The organism is Pseudoalteromonas sp. S2755 (assembly GCF_005886535.1).
Lineage (GTDB): Bacteria > Pseudomonadota > Gammaproteobacteria > Enterobacterales > Alteromonadaceae > Pseudoalteromonas.
On the sequence record NZ_PNDS01000132.1, the window covers coordinates 32,916 to 49,433 of the forward strand.

Annotated in this window: 20 protein-coding genes and 2 tRNA genes; 15 read left to right on the forward strand and 7 right to left on the reverse strand. The window is 43.9% G+C overall.

The window, feature by feature from the left end; translation table 11 throughout:
* Positions 1-82 precede the first annotated feature (82 nt).
* Positions 83-529, forward strand: a complete 447-nt coding sequence (locus tag CWC03_RS18975; protein WP_010378096.1) for a c-type cytochrome — start codon at positions 83-85, stop codon at positions 527-529.
* Between the two features lie 189 nt (positions 530-718).
* Here CWC03_RS18975 and CWC03_RS18980 read toward each other — a convergent pair whose 3' ends face one another.
* Positions 719-904, reverse strand: coding sequence for a PA3496 family putative envelope integrity protein (locus CWC03_RS18980; protein WP_010604204.1), 186 nt, complete (start codon positions 902-904; stop codon positions 719-721).
* Between the two features lie 288 nt (positions 905-1,192).
* Here CWC03_RS18980 and CWC03_RS18985 point away from each other — a divergent pair, with 288 nt between their 5' ends.
* Positions 1,193-1,978 (forward strand): DUF2884 family protein, encoded by a 786-nt coding sequence (locus CWC03_RS18985; RefSeq protein WP_138583218.1) that lies wholly within the window; start codon positions 1,193-1,195, stop codon positions 1,976-1,978.
* 38 nt (positions 1,979-2,016) lie between these two features.
* Here the strand turns inward: CWC03_RS18985 and CWC03_RS18990 are convergent, their stop codons facing one another.
* Positions 2,017-3,576, reverse strand: a complete 1,560-nt coding sequence (locus tag CWC03_RS18990; protein ID WP_138583219.1) for an aminotransferase-like domain-containing protein — start codon at positions 3,574-3,576, stop codon at positions 2,017-2,019.
* Here CWC03_RS18990 and CWC03_RS18995 point away from each other — a divergent pair.
* Positions 3,575-4,489: a DMT family transporter gene (locus CWC03_RS18995; protein ID WP_138583220.1), complete on the forward strand. Its 915-nt coding sequence runs from the start codon at positions 3,575-3,577 to the stop codon at positions 4,487-4,489. The two genes, CWC03_RS18990 and CWC03_RS18995, sit on opposite strands and share 2 nt — an antisense overlap.
* A 41-nt stretch (positions 4,490-4,530) precedes the next feature.
* Here CWC03_RS18995 and CWC03_RS19000 read toward each other — a convergent pair whose 3' ends face one another.
* Positions 4,531-5,373 carry a diacylglycerol/lipid kinase family protein gene (locus CWC03_RS19000; RefSeq protein ID WP_138583221.1) on the reverse strand — a complete coding sequence of 281 codons (843 nt, stop codon included), beginning with the start codon at positions 5,371-5,373 and terminating at the stop codon, positions 4,531-4,533.
* Positions 5,374-5,658: 285 nt separating this feature from the next.
* Between CWC03_RS19000 and CWC03_RS23530 the strand changes: the two genes are divergently transcribed.
* The 4 genes from CWC03_RS23530 (at position 5,659) to CWC03_RS19015 (ending at position 7,108) form a co-directional block, all read left to right on the forward strand.
* Positions 5,659-5,805: a hypothetical protein gene (locus tag CWC03_RS23530; protein WP_017219379.1), complete on the forward strand. Its 147-nt coding sequence runs from the start codon at positions 5,659-5,661 to the stop codon at positions 5,803-5,805.
* Positions 5,806-6,029: 224 nt separating this feature from the next.
* Positions 6,030-6,120: transfer RNA gene (locus CWC03_RS19005), tRNA-Ser, on the forward strand.
* Between the two features lie 18 nt (positions 6,121-6,138).
* Positions 6,139-6,231, forward strand: a tRNA-Ser gene (locus CWC03_RS19010).
* 127 nt (positions 6,232-6,358) lie between these two features.
* A complete protein-coding gene (locus CWC03_RS19015) occupies positions 6,359-7,108 on the forward strand; it encodes an MBL fold metallo-hydrolase (RefSeq protein ID WP_138583222.1) in 750 nt (249 codons plus the stop codon).
* Here the strand turns inward: CWC03_RS19015 and CWC03_RS19020 are convergent.
* Both CWC03_RS19020 and CWC03_RS19025 read right to left on the reverse strand, forming a co-directional pair.
* Positions 7,105-8,217, reverse strand: a complete 1,113-nt coding sequence (locus CWC03_RS19020) for an aminotransferase class V-fold PLP-dependent enzyme (protein ID WP_138583223.1) — start codon at positions 8,215-8,217, stop codon at positions 7,105-7,107. The genes CWC03_RS19015 and CWC03_RS19020 overlap by 4 nt on opposite strands.
* Positions 8,204-9,391 (reverse strand): PrnB family protein, encoded by a 1,188-nt coding sequence (locus CWC03_RS19025; protein WP_138583224.1) that lies wholly within the window; start codon positions 9,389-9,391, stop codon positions 8,204-8,206. The genes CWC03_RS19020 and CWC03_RS19025 overlap by 14 nt, the downstream gene beginning before the upstream one ends.
* A gap of 116 nt (positions 9,392-9,507) precedes the next feature.
* Here CWC03_RS19025 and CWC03_RS19030 point away from each other — a divergent pair, with 116 nt between their 5' ends.
* The 3 genes from CWC03_RS19030 to CWC03_RS19040 all read left to right on the forward strand — a co-directional run bounded on the left by CWC03_RS19030 (position 9,508) and on the right by CWC03_RS19040 (position 12,436).
* Entirely contained in the window at positions 9,508-9,975 is a 468-nt protein-coding gene (locus CWC03_RS19030; RefSeq protein ID WP_138583225.1) for an Lrp/AsnC family transcriptional regulator, read from the forward strand.
* A 63-nt stretch (positions 9,976-10,038) separates the two neighbouring features.
* A complete protein-coding gene (locus CWC03_RS19035; protein ID WP_138583226.1) occupies positions 10,039-11,313 on the forward strand; it encodes an alpha/beta hydrolase in 1,275 nt (424 codons plus the stop codon).
* On the forward strand, positions 11,306-12,436 hold the full coding sequence (locus CWC03_RS19040) for a GNAT family N-acetyltransferase (protein WP_138583227.1): 1,131 nt from the start codon (positions 11,306-11,308) through the stop codon (positions 12,434-12,436). The genes CWC03_RS19035 and CWC03_RS19040 overlap by 8 nt, the downstream gene beginning before the upstream one ends.
* On the opposite strand, the gene CWC03_RS19045 is transcribed toward CWC03_RS19040, so the two are convergent.
* On the reverse strand, positions 12,416-13,006 hold the full coding sequence (locus CWC03_RS19045; protein ID WP_138583228.1) for a DUF938 domain-containing protein: 591 nt from the start codon (positions 13,004-13,006) through the stop codon (positions 12,416-12,418). The genes CWC03_RS19040 and CWC03_RS19045 overlap by 21 nt on opposite strands.
* A 166-nt stretch (positions 13,007-13,172) precedes the next feature.
* On the opposite strand from CWC03_RS19045, the gene CWC03_RS19050 reads away from it, so the two are divergent.
* From CWC03_RS19050 to CWC03_RS19070, 5 genes are all read left to right on the forward strand, one after another.
* Complete coding sequence (locus CWC03_RS19050; protein WP_138583229.1) at positions 13,173-13,355, forward strand: hypothetical protein; 183 nt, start codon at positions 13,173-13,175, stop codon at positions 13,353-13,355.
* Positions 13,356-13,470: 115 nt separating this feature from the next.
* Positions 13,471-13,881, forward strand: a complete 411-nt coding sequence (locus CWC03_RS19055; protein ID WP_128725304.1) for a hypothetical protein — start codon at positions 13,471-13,473, stop codon at positions 13,879-13,881.
* Positions 13,882-13,889: 8 nt separating this feature from the next.
* On the forward strand, positions 13,890-15,266 hold the full coding sequence (locus CWC03_RS19060; protein ID WP_128725305.1) for a class II fumarate hydratase: 1,377 nt from the start codon (positions 13,890-13,892) through the stop codon (positions 15,264-15,266).
* A gap of 107 nt (positions 15,267-15,373) precedes the next feature.
* On the forward strand, positions 15,374-15,874 hold the full coding sequence (locus tag CWC03_RS19065; RefSeq protein WP_138583230.1) for a hypothetical protein: 501 nt from the start codon (positions 15,374-15,376) through the stop codon (positions 15,872-15,874).
* 8 nt (positions 15,875-15,882) lie between these two features.
* Positions 15,883-16,263 carry a hypothetical protein gene (locus CWC03_RS19070; protein WP_128725307.1) on the forward strand — a complete coding sequence of 127 codons (381 nt, stop codon included), beginning with the start codon at positions 15,883-15,885 and terminating at the stop codon, positions 16,261-16,263.
* 17 nt (positions 16,264-16,280) lie between these two features.
* Here the strand turns inward: CWC03_RS19070 and CWC03_RS19075 are convergent, their stop codons facing one another.
* Positions 16,281-16,466: a hypothetical protein gene (locus CWC03_RS19075; RefSeq protein WP_128725308.1), complete on the reverse strand. Its 186-nt coding sequence runs from the start codon at positions 16,464-16,466 to the stop codon at positions 16,281-16,283.
* Positions 16,467-16,518 lie beyond the last annotated feature (52 nt).

Genomic DNA, 16,518 nt, shown 5'->3' on the forward strand with positions numbered 1-16,518 from the left:
TCCGTCACAGGGCGCTTATCGCAATTGTTTGATTATATTTGTAATTTACATTGAAAATAGGGAAAAATATTAGGGGTTTACTATGAAGAAACTACTTACCGTCACACTATTTAGCTGTCTTGCAGCAACAGCGCAAGCTAACACTATGTTTGAATCGGCTGAAGATGCAATTGAATACCGCCAAGCGTCTTTCCAATTGATCCGTTTCCAAATTGGCAATATGGGCGACATGCTAAAAGGCAAAGTGCCATTTGATGCTGAAGTATTTAAACAACGTGCTCACAACGCTGCGCAATTATCGCAAATGCCTTGGGAAGCATTCATTGACGGCTCTGACAAAGGCAATACTGATGCCCTACCAGCAGTTTGGTCAAACAGAGCTGAATTCGATGGTAAAGCCAAGCAATTTGCCGAGTATGCTCAAGCACTGGCTGTTGCGGCTGACTCAGGTGACAAAAAGCTGATTGCTTCTGCATTTAAAGATTGGGCAAAAGGCTGTAAAGACTGCCATAAATCTTTTAAAGATTAATACTAGTCGAATAAAAACAAAACAGCCGCATATTTGCGGCTGCTTACTATCTGAATATCTCGTCACTTGCTTGGCTATCACCAACGACACAATAACTCAGACATCGCACTGAGTAACCCACAGCCGTGCTTAATCACATAGCCAAATTGAGTTACTGTCAGTGCTAGACTCGTAGATGACGTCTAGTGATCAATCATCAATATAGTCGAAATCATCATCGCCTAGATTTCTACGTAGGCGTTTTTGCTCTAAGTAGTCGTCTAGCTTTCTTTTGACTTTACGCTTTTGCTTGTCATGTTGGTTACGACCCAACTTTTCAAATTCATCGTCTGCAAAATCATCATCAAGCGCATCGTAAGAGAATGTCTTACCCACAACTAACTCCAAAATAAAATAGTCATTAATAAAATGAGAGCCGTCTCTCAAGATCACTATTTAGCGCTAAATTGTCATTCTGGAAAGTGAGAGTTTCTTATCCTTACAATAAAAATTTTTTATTGCCTAATTAATTTTGACAAAAACAACTACATTTTAGTCAATTTCATCACTTTTAGAGCACATTAACTTTCAACAATAAAACACAATATATTGATTTTATTAGATTTTATATTTGGCATTGTTCTTGTAACAACAATCATGCAACTGAGCCAATAAGGATCGACCATGAATAAAATTTTACTACTAACAGCAGCAACAATGATGACAACCACAGTCGCTGCACACGAAAAGAATAACATCACGTTTAGCGGTGATAATTGTGAAGTAGAATTTCAGAATGACGTTAGGATCACGCCTGATAACTTGGTGATCACAACGGCCAAAAACAAAACAGCGGAGATCAACAATCTTGGCGAACTGACACTCAACGGCGAGCGCATCGCACTTAATACACAGCAAAAAACGATGCTCACACAATATGGTGATGAACTAAGAGGCCGCCTACCACAAGTGGCTGATATTGCTTTTGAAGGCATAAAATTAGCGGGCGTTGCCCTTAATGAAGTGGCGCAAACCTTTAATTTAACCAGTTTAGATAGCATCCATGCTGTGATCGATGACCTCGAAACAGAAGTGCAAAATACGTTTTATCAGCAAGGTGCGTTTGTGATGGGTAAGCAAACTTTTGATGAGTTTGGCCAAAATTTCGATAATCAGTTTGAAGAAAAAATCGAGACCGCAGTACAAGGTGCCATGATGCAATCGATAGGTAGCTTACTGGTTGCGATTGGCAACGAAATGTCAGATGCAAAAGGTGATATGAGCAGCTTTGAACAACGGATGGAAAACTTCGCAACACAAATCGAAACCAAAGTTGAACAGCAGGCAGAATCTATTGAGAAAAAAGCCGACGCACTGTGTGGCGACTTTGAACAAATCGCGAAAAACGAAGCCATTGTCGCAAAGTCTATCCCCGCCATGTCAGAGTACCAACTGTTTAAATTTAAATAATCTGACGTTGGCATAACTGACTTCTAATTTAGGATACGTTATGCCAACCCTTTCCTTTGTGCATCGGCCAATTTCCCCAGCGTTTTAATCGCTTGCTCTACCGACGCATCCCACGGCAAACCATAACTGATACGTATACAATTTTGATACTTTTTGCTGGCACTAAATAGCGTACCAGGCGTAATACTGATCCCGCGCTCCAAGGCTTTTTGGAACAACAAGGCACCATCGACGTGCTTACCTAAGTCTAGCCACAGCACACAACCGCCTTGCGGGCGACTGACCCTTACCTCACTACCAAATGCTACATTTACCGCTTGGATCATACGATCTCGATTCTCAATTAACCGTTTACGGACCAACTTTAAATGGCGCTCGTAGCCTCCGGAGCTGAGAAAATCCGCCAGTGCCCATTGATTCATTAAAGATGACGAGCAGCTCAACGCACGTTTTATGCGCTTTGCTTTTGCACTAAATTGACTGGCGACCATCCAACCCACTCGATAGCTGGGCGCTGCAGTTTTTGAAAATGACGCACATGTGATCACTAAGCCCTTTTGGCTAAATGCCTGTGCCGGTATGCCACGCTGCTCGGTAAAATATAAATCGCCATACACATCGTCTTCTATCAACACCACGTCACGTTGCTCTAATAGCGCCACCAGCTGCGCACGTCTCGTATCTGGCATAAAGCTACCAAGCGGGTTACTAATACTGGTAGAAAACACACACGCTCGAATATCGTGCTTTTCAAGTGCCCGTTCAAGGTCGCTCAGCCAAATGCCGTCATCCGGGCAGACAGGGATTTCGATAGCCTTTAACCCTAAATTTTCAGCCAATTCAACAATGCCAAAATAACAGGGGGATTCAATCGCTATCACGTCTCCGGGCTTGGTCACCGCTTGTAACGCAATCGCCAATGCTTCTTGCGCGCCATTGGTGATCACCACTTCATCCATGTCTATTGCTAAGCCCATATCCAAATAACGCCGCACGATTTGCTTCTTTAAGCTATCTAAACCATCCATAGGACCATAGTTAATGAGCTCATTCCCCGCTTCTTTCATTACACGGCGCATAATTTTGGCAAGAACCTGCTCGGTACCAGCAATGGCAATGGGGTTAGCGATACCTAAAGGGATTGCATGTGGCTGATGGATCCCATTATAGACTTGTTCAATCAACGCCTGTTTGTTAACCACCACGGGTTTGGCGGGTAATCTTGCACGCTTTGGCGAGTCGTTGTGCGAAGCTCTTTGGCATAAAAAGTAGCCTGACTTTTCTTTGGCAACCACTTTTCCTTGGTCTTCAAGTGCTTGATAAGCCTGTTTTACCGTTGGGATACTGACATTTAAGTTTTGTGCCATAACACGCAATGAAGGAAGCTTTTCGCCCGGTAAAATGGACTCTTGTTCTGCCATCGACAAGATCATTTGGATCACCTGCTGATAGAGAAAGGCGGAATGTTGGCGTTGAATAACGGTACTCATAAGCAATAATCTGTATAGGTATAAATTAGCAAATTCTGTATATAGCTTATACAGAATAACAGCGTAAACTACAGACTTCCACTGCTGTTTAAATCTAGAGCCGATCATGAAAAATCTATTTCTTTACACCATCACTGTGTTGATTTGGGGATCAACATGGCTTGCCATTGAATATCAACTTGGCAGCATCAACGAGTTTGTGTCGCTGTTTTACCGCTTTGGCCTCGCCGCGGTTTGTATGTGGGCGTTTGTCATCTATAAGCGTGTGCCAATGCGATTTTCTCGCCGAGATCACGGCTTTTTCATCCTCTTAGCGCTGTGTAATTTTGGTGCTAACTATCTCTTTTTGTATTGGGCTCAGGCACATTTAACGTCAGCGATGGCATCAATTGCATTTTCATTATTATTGGTCGTTAATATCGTTAACACTAAGTTGTTTTTTGCCAAACCTATTGCAAAGCGAATTTACTTTGGTGCATCACTGGGCACGCTTGGGATAGTCAGCTTGTTTTGGCACGATTTGGTCGCATTTGATTTGCAAAGCGAGGCCTTCTTGGGATTATCATTAGCTTTATTAGGAACAGTGGTCGCATCACTCGGAAATATGGTGAGCGTACGCAATTCCAATCAGCAAATTGATGTTATGGCGGGAAATGCGTGGGGCATGCTCTACAGCGCTGTCATGTTAGCAACCTATGTCGCCTTGAGTGAACATCAATTTATCAACCAAGCGCCGGCATCATATTGGTGGTCTCTGATTTACCTCAGCGTGTTTGGCACCGTCATTGCCTTTGGTTGTTATTTCTCACTACTCAAGAATATTGGGCCTGAGAAAGCGAGTTATTTGATAGTGTTATTTCCTTTTGTTGCCGTGGCCTTGAGTACCTTATTTGAAGGCTTTGAGTGGCAGCAAAACACCTTTATTGGGTTTATTTTGGTCATCCTGGGTAATGCGATTGTACTCACACCTTTAGATCGCATCTACGCTTGGTTGTCCATTCGGTCCCCAGTTAGAAGTTGAAGTCTTACCAATGCTTTAGCTTCTTACTTTTCAGCGCCATTTTATAATGGCGCTTTTTTTATGCACAGCGCCCGGCGGCGACAAGTTATCGTTGCAGGCGTGCACCCAACAATCTCACCATCCGCCTCAATGTCATACCCCTCTTGTGCGATAAAAAGCTCAGTAATGCGGCTGTGATGCACATTTCTCGTGCCCATATGACGTTTCAGCAGCATATTGACAAATAATACCACTCGCTGCCAATGCGTTTGCGGCGTGAACCACAGCAGCTCTAACTGACCGTCATCAAGACAAGCCATTGGGGCGGGAGTTAACCCTGCCCCAAAGTGTTTGCCATTCGCAAGTAACAACATCATACCCTGCTCAGGCCATTTTTTGCTGCGATAGCGAATGAGCTTGGCAGTAAACAGCGACATTAGTCCCGCATAGGTATAGCTCAACTTTCCCAAGCGTTTGGTTTGTCCTAGGTTATTCATCACATGCGCGTTAAAGCCAATCCCAGCAACATTGACAAACCAGCGTCCGTCCACTTTACCCAAATCAATACTTGTAAACTTGTCTGAAAATACAGCTGCTCGCCACTGTACTTTGGAATAATTAAACTGCCGAGCAAAATCGTTGCCAGTACCCGCTGGCAGCAGCGCAAGCGTGTTATCCCGTTCAGCAATGGCATTGGCGACTAGGTGCAAAGTGCCATCCCCTCCAATCACCACCACGCAAGCTCCCGCCGTCGCGGCTTGAGCAATTGCCTCCCTATCTGCGACAAAATTTCCAGTGGTATTAAACCAAGTTGCTGTCAACTGCTGTTGTTTTAATTGTTGCTTTAACCATGCAATTTGCGCTTTCCCCTCAGCACCCGCTAAAGGGTTGACTACCACCAGCATAAAAACCCTTAAATACAAAAACTCAACTTATATGAATAAAAAACCAAAACTAAAACCCAAAATAAAAAGCAAAAACCAAAAACACCCATAACAACTGGGATAAAGCCTAGTTAAGACAATCATAATTATGCATAACCATTCAAAAAAGCCATTAAAACAAAAATGAACAAACCATTAATTCATTAGTTATTTTTATCCGAAAACATCAATTTTTATCGTTTTAAATTTAAACAAATTGCGGGCAAAATAGCCTTGTTTTCAATCATAGCTAATTAGGAGCCAGACATGCTTAATTCAGCTGCACCTTGCAGCCCATCACAAAACACGTTTAACCAAACACAACCAACTAAACAACGTCGTATCAATTGGACGAAGTGGTTGGCAGTATGTGGTCAACACTTAGCGTTAAAAGACGTGATTATGTATAAGTAAGTCTGCACAGAGCATGGCGTCCCAACCCGCCATGCTCTCGTCAGCATTTGTTTCAATAGACCATAAAAGCACCACTTCAACCAGCATTTTTGTACAAAACCTCTTCGACAAACCGCTAATTCCTAGCACAATTTTAAAAAAACCTCACTTTTAGAACGTTTTTTAAGCAAACAGTTTAAAAACGGTTTACAGCGCCTAAATCGCTAAGTATTATCTTTGCCCATGGAGAGATGGCTGAGTGGTTGAAAGCACCGGTCTTGAAAACCGGCATACGTTAATAGCGTATCTAGGGTTCAAATCCCTATCTCTCCGCCATTTTTAAAGTATTGCGTCGGAGAGGTGGCCGAGTGGCTGAAGGCGCTCCCCTGCTAAGGGAGTATAGGGTTTGTAGCCCTATCGAGGGTTCGAATCCCTCCTTCTCCGCCATCACTTATAAGAAAACCGCTTAATTGCGGTTTTTTTATGTCTGCGATTTATCACTGCCACACACAACTGGTCAGATGTCTTTATCCTATGCTATGTTGAGATCTGATTGGGGAAATGAGTGTGACTAATGAAAATCCATGTCTTAGAAGGTTATATTCAACATATTTATCTGGTTGAGCACGAAACGGATCTGCTATTACTCGATGGTTGCTGTCGTGCCGATGTTGAGTTGGTCTGCAACTACATCCTACAACTGCAAAAACCACTAAGCGCACTAAAGCTGATTGTGGTCACGCATATGCACCCAGATCATGCCGGTGGCGCGCACAAACTCAAAAAACTCACGGGCGCAAAGATTGCGGCCGCAAATGCCCCCAGTCAGTGGTATCGAGGTATTGATGGTGTCATGATGCACCTCTCCGATATGGCGCTGGCACTTTGGGTTGCTGGGCGAAAGCGCAAGGCCAAACGTAACCTTTGGTATCCAAGACATTTATCACCAGATTTTTTCCTAGCTGATGGTGATAGCTTACCCTACTTTAACGAATGGCAAGCGATACACACACCCGGTCATACGGATAGAGATTTGAGTTTGTATCATCTCCCCAGTAAGCGCATCTATGTGGCGGATTTGACGGTAAAAGTGAAAGGGCAATTTGTTGCGCCTTTTCCGGTATTCTATCCACGCTTGTATCGCCAATCTCTTGCCAAAGTAAAGGCACTACAACCCCACTCCGTGATTTTGGCACACCAAGGAGAGGTACTTGCTGAAGAAATTGATTTTAGCGCATTGATAGCGCAGGCGCCGAAGCAGCCAATGACACATTGGCGCTCGGTGAAGAAGAAGACCAAAAAAGCACTAGGGTTAGAAAGCTAGCTTTCGTTGATAACCTGCACCAACCTCGCAATGTCCTCCTGACTATTGTAAATATGTGGAGAGACGCGAATACCGTAGCGACGATTATCCACAGCAATGTCTGCACGCTTAAGCTGTTCCATCACGGCCTCATGACGCGAGCCAAAATGTAAAATAGCGGTCCCCGAGCAAGCACTCTGTGCTGTAGGAGAGCGATAAAATTCAGGCAATGCCGCTTGTAACTCAGACAACAAAGCAAAGTTGTACGCTCTTACTTGCTCAATCCCAAGCTCGGCAAAATAGCCAAGGCTATGCCCCGCATAGATATAAGGTGCCACACTTGGTGTACCGCCCCAAAAACGCAGCGCACTTTCACTCAGCGCAAAATGATGAATATCAAACTCGAATGGATTTTGATGCGAAAACCAGCCAACATCTTTCGGTTCGCAATAAGGTAAGACATCCTCATTCACCCAGATGAAACCAGCGCCTGGGCCACCGCAGCTCCATTTCACACAAGAGCCAATAACGCAATCCGCGCCCCACTCGCTTAAATCTATTGGTAATACACTAAGTGACTGAGCAATATCGATAATACTTCGACAACCATATTGGTTAGCAAGGCTAATGATGTCAGCGACAGGCGCCTGCTGACCGCTGTTCGAATAAACATGACTGACAAATATCCAGTCAATTTGCTCGTCAATATATTGCTGCCACACACTTAGGTCGTGCATATTCATTACTTCGGGAATATAAACAATCTCAATATTGTCCAGCGCGTTTTGTAACGCAAACCCCATGCTAGGGAAGTCTTGCTCACTCATCAATACGCGCACTTTGCGAATGCCACTTTCGGGCAAACTCATCGCCCATTTCGTTAAACCACTGGAAAGATTTGTTTGCGGACAAAACAGGCGCGCATCAGTGTGTAATAGGGAAGCTAGGGCTGAGGTAAAGCGATCAATACCGCTTAGCCACTGTTGCCAAGGCTCTTGGTTTTGTTGTTGCCAGGGCACCATAAATTGCTGATGAAAATCTTCCGCTGCAGATTTCAACATACGACCAACGGAGTGACTCAATAAATAGCGACCCGTAGGCAAGTGAAAATCATCCCTATATTGCTTCATGCTTAACCCCTATTGCTTGGCGTAATCGTTTTAAATCATGATGCCGAGTAAAGATATCAGCGCGCTCGGCAGCAGCTCGTCTATCTCTTAAGTCTGCAAGCTCTTTGAGTAAGACTTCAATCGGTGGACCACTGGCGGTTACTTTGCTTAAGTGCTGTTGCTGCATTGCTTGCGAAGGTTTGGCGATATACTTTTCGACGAGTTGATTGTGATGTTGTATGGCCGTATCTCCATGCAGCTTACACACTTGTATAAACAAGCTACAAGCAGGGCCAAACCAATCACTTTTCGGCCCTTTCAATGCACTCAGAAACGCATCCATTAAATTAGGCGTACGCATACATTCACGCAGGGTTGCTTGGTCTTCTGGCATCATATAGAGGAACTTTTCCACCAGCATTTGACCGTAACTAATGTCATTAGCCGGGCATAACCCCAACATCATATCGATAACATTGATACCCGCAAAATCTCCAGCGTTTGCACCACGATAGACCTCTTTACCAACTCGGTATGGTTTGTAATAGGGTCGCACAACGTAAAAGAACGCCTCGGTATCTAGTTCCTTAAATAACTCTCGATTAGACTCTATGACCTCAAGCAGCGCTTGCTTAACTTGTTTGAGTAGCACCAATGACATGGGATGGGAAATTCCCAAATGATGCACCTTCATTAACGATTCGGACGCACGTTTATAGGCAAGAATGGCCTGAGTATTATAGTCGATGAATAAGCGCTCTGCCGGATGAGAAGTAAAGCGCTTATACACGCCGTTGATTGCTCGGTTGTGTGTGGTGAGATGAGCCGTTGCGAAGCGCGGCGTAACCCCCAAAGAGGCACCAATATGCATGGCTAGTGCCGATGCTTGTGTTAGTGGAGACACCCTTTCACGACTTGGCTCAGTAATTTCGTGGCGTCTGCATGCTGCCATAAATAGACCAACGTTACCGAGTAAGTCGAATGCTTGCTCAAAGCCCTCGTCGGTATTGCCTTCTTCTAGCAAGGCTTGGACTAGCTGATTACCTTCTTCTAATAACTGTGCTTTTTGCGTTTCACCAACGCCTTCAACATTTGCTTTATCCTGTTGCTGCCAATAAAGATGTTCAAGCTTGTCGTTAAGGTCAACAAACGGACCTCTAATCCAAGCGTCAAATTGTACGGCTAATGGACTCATGATTACTTCTCGTGATTATTCCACAGTTAAGGCTAGCAAATCACCACGAGCATAATTTGCCAATTTCCTCTAAAAGTTTAATACTGATTAGCAAGAATCACTCTTTTATTTGGTTTATGTCGGTAAATTTAGATACCAAGGACAAATTGCTCCTTAACGCCTTGCAACATAATGCACGTTTGACTAATGCCTCACTCGCCGAGAAGGCAAACCTTTCCGATACTCCCTGTCTTCGACGCGTAAAACGCTTGCAAGATACAGGAGTAATTTCAGGCTATCATGCGGCACTGGATAGAGCACAAGTTGACTTAAGTATTCTGGTTTATGCATTTATAAAACTCAGTGAAAATACCGCAACTGCAGCGCATTTATTTGAACAACACGTGGAATCTGAAGATCAGGTGATCAGCTGTTCAGTGGTCTCAGGAAGTTATGATTACCTATTGGAAATCGTAGCAAAGGATTTGCCCAGCTATGAACAATTTGCCAAACATCAACTGGGGGCCTGTAAGGTAATTAGCGGGATTGAATCAACGATTGTCCTCAAGCAAACTTTTGCAAAACGCATATTACCGATCCGCTAACCATTTTTATCGTCATCTGTTCTCGCTATACTGCATGTGATTTTATGCTCATAAGGACCGACAATGCGCCACTACCTTACCTCCACAGTATTTGCTTTTAGCCTGCTTGCCTCACCTTTGGTCATCGCACAAGACTGTGTTACCCAAGTGAGTGATATGTCGCTATTCACCAAGAGCAAAAAGTCGGGATTATTCCGCGAAGCGATCGATAAAGGCCCCGTCACCTTCGATGTAGGGAATATAAAAAACTATAACAATTATATTCGTTCTACCAAGCAACTTATTGAAAGCCGCAATCCCCGCGCCACACTGCCGTGCCCCTTAATAACGCCTACTGCAAAATTACTTAACCTGACAAACCCCAAGGTAAGTGATTTAATTGCGCCATTTTCACTTGAGCATGACAACAAAGATCACGCCATTTTACTTATCCATGGTCTGACCGATTCTCCTTTTACTTTTCACTACCTTGCGGCAGCGCTTTATGAAGCAGGATACAATGTCAGAACCATGTTACTGCCAGGCCACGCGACCGCACCAAGCGATTTAACCGAAGTCGATATTGACGATTGGCAAACCCACACGGATTATGCCATCGCACAGACGAGCCAAGATTTTACGCATTTTTCCGTACTTGGCTACTCCACGGGTGCAGCCTTGGTGCTAAGTAGCATAGCGAAGCACAAGCCCAATAATTTAGGCTCTGTTGCACTTATCTCACCCGCTACGGAGCCACATAATAAGAACGGTTGGCTAGCCAAATGGATTGATTACGTGCCATTTGTCAATTGGATAGATGAAGACGCAGATTTGGATTTCGCCAAATATGAATCTTTCCCATGGCATGGCGCAACGTTAGCCCATCAAGCTATGGCGCCACTCAAATCACTCACCACTTTGCCAGATGTACCGATGTTTATCAGCTATAGCGATGTCGATACCACCATAGACAATCACGCAACGGCAAAGCTGCTAGAAAAGTGGCAACCTAAATCAACATTGACCCAATTTATCTACTCGGAAACACTATCGACTAAGCAAGGAGTGGAGTATCGAAGTGTGAAAGCCGACAATATTATCGATATGTCTCATATTGGTATTTTGCAACCACCTGAACATATCTTTTACGGCCGCAAAGGGCCTTATCGTAATTGCACCAGTTACCACTTAGAAGACCAAGCCTTTATTAACTGCCGCACAGGAAAATTCATCCATTTTGGCGAGCGCCATGAAAAAAGCATGACGCAATACACCGCTCTTGCACGGATCACGTTTAACCCTGATTACAGTAACTTTGAGCAAGCACTGCTCGCATTTTTTGACGGCCACAATGACTGAGTACCAACACAAGTTTATTCATTCTCTAACTGAAGTGACAGAAGCACAGTGGGACTGTGTTTCACCATCACATGTATTTACGAGCTACGCTTGGCTGCTTGCATTAGAGTTGAGCGGCTGCACCAGCAAAGAGACTGGCTGGATACCGCATCACCTAATGATTGAACGCCAAGGCGAGTTGGTTGCAATTTTGCCAGGTTATATTAAATCGCACTCTTATGGCGAGTACGTTTTTGATTGGGCTTTTGCTGAAGCCTACGAGCGTCATGGGTTAGATTACTACCCTAAATGGCTATGTGGTGTCCCCTTTACGCCAACTCAAGGGCCAAGAATATTAACGAAACGACTGTCTTCTTGCTTGCTTGAATATATTGACGCTACGCTCACGAGCCTCGCCCAACTAGGCATTAGTGGAGTCCATATTAACTTTTGTCGTGAAAGTGACTTTCTCACTCAGAGTCATTTAACGATGCGCCGCAATGTGCAATTTCATTGGCATAATCATGGTTACGCCAAGTTCGATGATTTTCTCGCACGACTCACATCAAGAAAGCGTAAAATGGTCATAAAAGAACGCCAAGCTGTGACCGCTCAAGGTATTAACATAAGTTGGACTGTTGGCAGAGAAATCAGCACAGCACAACTTGATGCGTTTTTTCTCAGTTACCAGCTCACCTACCTTAAACGCTCGCGACACCACGGCTATCTCTCTCGCGACTTTTTTCAGCAAGTTATCACCTCAATGCCAGAAAAGCTTCGTCTTTGCTGCGCTTACTTAAACCACGAAATTATTGCCACTAGTTTATATCTTGTGGATGGTGATACCTTGTATGGTCGCTATTGGGGCGCAATTGAGGATAGTTACGACTTTTTGCATTTTGAGCTGTGTTACTATCAAGGCATAGAGTACGCCATTGCGAATCAGCTTGCTGTCTTTGACGCAGGTGCTCAAGGCGAGCACAAGTTAGTGAGGGGTTTTGAACCGGTGTGGAGGCAATCGTATCACCGCTTATTTCAACCTGACTTTCAGCGAGCGCTTGAGGATTTTACCAAGCGCGAAGCTGACGCACTCGAGCATTACTTTACCGAGTGCCAAGCAAAACTACCGTTTAAACACCAATAAGCGATTATTAGCCGGCATCGCATAGTCTTGCTGTAGTGTAAGTCCTCGCTCTGCCGCAAGCGCCAATACCCATTCTTGATCGCGAATGCCACTCTCTTTGTCTTGTGACTTTAAATACGTATCAAACTCTCGGTTACTCTCGCTGGTAAATTCACCTTGATAATTAAACGGCCCATAAACTATCAGGTAGCCACTTTCTTTAAGGTGTCGTCCAACTCCTGCGATTAAGCGCTCAACGAGCGTTGATGACACAATGTGCAAAGTATTAGCAGTATAGATCACATCATAACGCTGATTAACAGGCCACCCATGGCGTAAGTCTAGCGCCAATGGCGGTAAAACGTTTTCAAGTTCTGCATCATCAAGCCACGCTTGAATACCGGCGTGATTGACCTCTCGGTCCGCTGTCTGCCACGTTAAATGTGGTAACGTCGCAGCAAAGTGCACCGCATGTTGGCCCGTACCAGAGCCTATTTCTAGCACTTCCAAAGACTTGTTTAGATAAGGAGTGAGCTTTTCTAATATTGGCTGTTTATTGTTTTCACACGCTTGAGAGTAAGGTTTTGTCATCTCGTTTGCACTATTTTGATCGGTTTATGCGCCTCATTGAGGCAAGAATTTATCTCAATTGCAAGGCAAACAGCTAAAACTTCTACTAAGCAATTAAAATTAGAAAAGAAATTTATTTTGGTACAACTTCTGCTAAGTTTAAAGTGTACCAAGAGGAGAAGCGAGCATGAAAATTTCAGAGATCACCCAAATGCCAAGCCAACTTAAAAGCGAGGGACTTGTCCTGAAGAAGCGTAAAAATGCCTTCACTAAAGGTCGCGCTTACCGACAAGAAGTCGCCAACCTAATGCAACTCGAAGAACAAGAGAAAGAGCATTCAGAGCAGCAATATCTCCTCGGCTATAACTAACTCAATCACTCTTTTTAAATTCATTCCAGACTCATAGTGAGCTGCTATGGTGAATGCTAAACAAATTGTTTGGCAATGCAAATACTAAAGCTTGAATTGCCAAACAAACGATGTAATGATAACCATTATCATTACATCGTTTGGTTTTGTATTCATGCAGCTAGCTACTTTATTACAGACTTACCGTGCGAAGCTTAATCGCCACTGCCAGCGACCACAACTTGAGGCACCACTCTTGGTTGCGGAATATATTGCGGCAGGCATAGGCATGGCGAAATGGTACGAGCGCCATAATAACCCGCTGCTGCAAGAGCTTTATCTTAAAAATACATTGTCCGAACTGTTAGAACAGATTGCCGATCCACTCGTTGATACAGCCATACGTAAACAATGCATGGATCAATTATTTAAACCTTTGTTGGCATTAAAACGGTTTTATAAACAGCACCATACTTCGTCACAGCAATTTTTGAAGCTCCAGCGAGATGCGTGCCAAACCTGCCAGCAGTTTAACCCTTTTTATTAGGAGCAACGATGACTACATTTCGTCAAGAATCCGATAGTATGGGAACATTAGATGTTCCTGAGCATGCACTCTACAAGGCGCAAACGCAGCGCGCTGTAAATAACTTTCCTATTAGCGGGATCACAATGCCAACTAGCTTTATCAAAGCATTGGCCTATATCAAACAAGCCGCAGCAGAAACCAATCAATCCCTTGGTCATCTATCAAGTGATAAAGCAAAAGCAATTGTGAGTGCATGTCAGCAACTAATTGATGGCAAACATTTAGACCAATTCCCAGTAGATGTCTTTCAGACTGGTTCTGGTACCAGTTCAAATATGAATGCCAACGAAGTGATAGCTACGTTGGCTACTGAATTAAGCGGAGTAGCAATCCATCCTAATGATGACGTTAATATGGGCCAAAGCTCAAACGATGTGATCCCAACAGCGATTCACGTGAGTAGTGCAATCACAGCAGTGTATGACCTTCTGCCAGCACTAAAACATTTATCTCGTAGTATTGAACAAAAAGCAGAGCAAGTTGGTCATCATGTCAAAACTGGCCGGACGCACTTGATGGATGCAATGCCGGTGACCTTTGCACAAACATTAAGTGGCTGGCAGGCGCAGGTGGATAACGCTTGTCAGGGCATTGTTCATTCCTTAGAAAAGGTTTACGAGTTAGGTCAAGGTGGAACAGCGGTAGGCACAGGTATTAATGCCGATCCACAGTTCGCAAAATTATTTAGCCAAAACCTGAGCACTAACATCGGGATCCGTTTCAGTAAAGGTAGCAACTTTTTCTATCATATCGGTTCACAAGACGCGATTGTGGGGCTTTCTGGCCAACTTAAAACCTTTGCAGTAGCACAAATGAAGATAGCCAACGACTTACGCTGGATGAATTCAGGACCGCTTGCTGGCCTAGGTGAAATCGAGCTTGAGGCGCTACAACCCGGCTCTTCAATCATGCCAGGTAAAGTAAACCCCGTTATTCCAGAAGCGGCAGCAATGGCCAGTGCTCAAGTCATCGGTAATGACGCAACGATTAGTGTTGCGGGCCAGTCAGGCAATTTCGAGCTGAATGTTATGCTGCCAGTGATTGCATTAAATATTTTGCAAAGTATTGAGATCCTCTCGAATACCTCGAGGCTACTTGCAGACAAAGCTATTTCAAGCTTTAAAGTGAATGAGCAGAATATTCAAAAGGCGCTCGCTAAAAACCCGATTTTAGTTACCGCGTTAAATCCTGTGATCGGGTATGAAAAAGCAGCACAAATTGCCAAGCTTGCTTACAAAGAAGGGCGTCCAATTATTGAGGTCGCTGCTGAGCAAACCGATCTGAGTGAACATGAGCTCCAATCATTACTCGATCCGCAAAAACTCACCAAAGGCGGTTTATAACGCTGTCGTTCACAGCCTGCAATCACATATAGTGTATGCAGGCTGCAGAACTTGCTATTCCTTAAAGACTTGCGTAGTTTAATTAGCAAACATTAGGAGAGCATATAATGAACAAGATGATCCCCACTTTACTCGCAACCTTTTTGCTGTTTGGCTGCCAAGAAGAGGTAACTAAAAAAGAAACCACTGAACAAAAAGCGCAGGAAACCAAACCTGTAAGCGAAAAGCACACCGAAATTAAAGAGTCAAAAGAAGCAAGCTTGCCTATTCAACAAGAGGGTAAAAAGCTCGACACCTCTGATATCAAAGCCCATAAACAATCATTGGAAAACGTCGTGGCCGACAAAAGCTGTGATAACGATACCCAGTGTAAAGTCATTGCCGTTGGCGATCGCGCCTGTGGCGGCCCTTCCTCTTATCAGGTTTATTCAACTAAATCAGCAGATGAGGCACAAGTAAAACAATTAGCGGAGCAAATTACTACATTAGAGCGCGCCTATAATATGCAAAATCAAATGATGAGTATCTGTCAGCATTTAATTGAACCCGCAACGCAATGCGTTGAAAATAAGTGTGTTAAACTAGAAAATAGTCGTCCTACATACTAGAGGCAATAATGAAGTTAGCTATTTCTCTCGCCTGCATCGGCACACTAATTGCGGCATTATCAGGCTGTGAAATGACGCCAAGCGATGCCACAAGTCGCTCTAATACTGCGCATACACTCACCGAGATAAGAGCACATTTAGGCTGTGATGCAAGCTACCAGTGTAAAGTAATTGGGGTAGGTGAACGATTAACCTGTGGTGGACCAAGGGAATATCTGATCTATTCAACGAAGCATACTGATGAGCAAGATGTAGAAACTGTCGTTAGCGCTATTACAGAGCAAGAAAAGCTGAATAACAAAGAAAAAGCACCAGCGGTTAGTTGTGAACCTGTGATGCCAATACAAACACTATGTATTGCGCATACCTGTCAGGCAGTGCCTCTATAAACTAGTGAGCCTTCAGGTCATCGAACAAGCTCATTGATCACTGAGATCACCATCACTAAAACCGCACAAATACTCGCGTTAACAATATACTTCACTTCAAGCCTCTTCTTAATCCAATAGCTATACATAAAACGAATTAAGTAAGTGGCTGAAGTGCCAAACAATGCAAATATTACCAACAGTGCAATTAAATGAAATGACACGCTAAGACCCCTGTTTTTAACCCATCATATCGTTATACCAAATTGATTAAAT

Excerpts from the sequence above, each read along its gene's own strand:
- CWC03_RS18975 (WP_010378096.1), top strand. The coding sequence starts at position 83 with ATGAAGAAACTACTTACCGTCACACTATTTAGCTGTCTTGCAGCAACA.
- CWC03_RS18985 (WP_138583218.1), top strand. The coding sequence starts at position 1,193 with ATGAATAAAATTTTACTACTAACAGCAGCAACAATGATGACAACCACA.
- CWC03_RS18995 (WP_138583220.1), top strand. The coding sequence starts at position 3,575 with ATGAAAAATCTATTTCTTTACACCATCACTGTGTTGATTTGGGGATCA.
- CWC03_RS18990 (WP_138583219.1), bottom strand. The coding sequence starts at position 3,576 with ATGATCGGCTCTAGATTTAAACAGCAGTGGAAGTCTGTAGTTTACGCT.
- CWC03_RS19000 (WP_138583221.1), bottom strand. The coding sequence starts at position 5,373 with ATGCTGGTGGTAGTCAACCCTTTAGCGGGTGCTGAGGGGAAAGCGCAA.
- CWC03_RS23530 (WP_017219379.1), top strand. The coding sequence starts at position 5,659 with ATGCTTAATTCAGCTGCACCTTGCAGCCCATCACAAAACACGTTTAAC.
- CWC03_RS19015 (WP_138583222.1), top strand. The coding sequence starts at position 6,359 with ATGAAAATCCATGTCTTAGAAGGTTATATTCAACATATTTATCTGGTT.
- CWC03_RS19020 (WP_138583223.1), bottom strand. The coding sequence starts at position 8,217 with ATGAAGCAATATAGGGATGATTTTCACTTGCCTACGGGTCGCTATTTA.
- CWC03_RS19025 (WP_138583224.1), bottom strand. The coding sequence starts at position 9,391 with ATGAGTCCATTAGCCGTACAATTTGACGCTTGGATTAGAGGTCCGTTT.
- CWC03_RS19030 (WP_138583225.1), top strand. The coding sequence starts at position 9,508 with ATGTCGGTAAATTTAGATACCAAGGACAAATTGCTCCTTAACGCCTTG.
- CWC03_RS19035 (WP_138583226.1), top strand. The coding sequence starts at position 10,039 with ATGCGCCACTACCTTACCTCCACAGTATTTGCTTTTAGCCTGCTTGCC.
- CWC03_RS19040 (WP_138583227.1), top strand. The coding sequence starts at position 11,306 with ATGACTGAGTACCAACACAAGTTTATTCATTCTCTAACTGAAGTGACA.
- CWC03_RS19045 (WP_138583228.1), bottom strand. The coding sequence starts at position 13,006 with ATGACAAAACCTTACTCTCAAGCGTGTGAAAACAATAAACAGCCAATA.
- CWC03_RS19050 (WP_138583229.1), top strand. The coding sequence starts at position 13,173 with ATGAAAATTTCAGAGATCACCCAAATGCCAAGCCAACTTAAAAGCGAG.
- CWC03_RS19055 (WP_128725304.1), top strand. The coding sequence starts at position 13,471 with ATGATAACCATTATCATTACATCGTTTGGTTTTGTATTCATGCAGCTA.
- CWC03_RS19060 (WP_128725305.1), top strand. The coding sequence starts at position 13,890 with ATGACTACATTTCGTCAAGAATCCGATAGTATGGGAACATTAGATGTT.
- CWC03_RS19065 (WP_138583230.1), top strand. The coding sequence starts at position 15,374 with ATGAACAAGATGATCCCCACTTTACTCGCAACCTTTTTGCTGTTTGGC.
- CWC03_RS19070 (WP_128725307.1), top strand. The coding sequence starts at position 15,883 with ATGAAGTTAGCTATTTCTCTCGCCTGCATCGGCACACTAATTGCGGCA.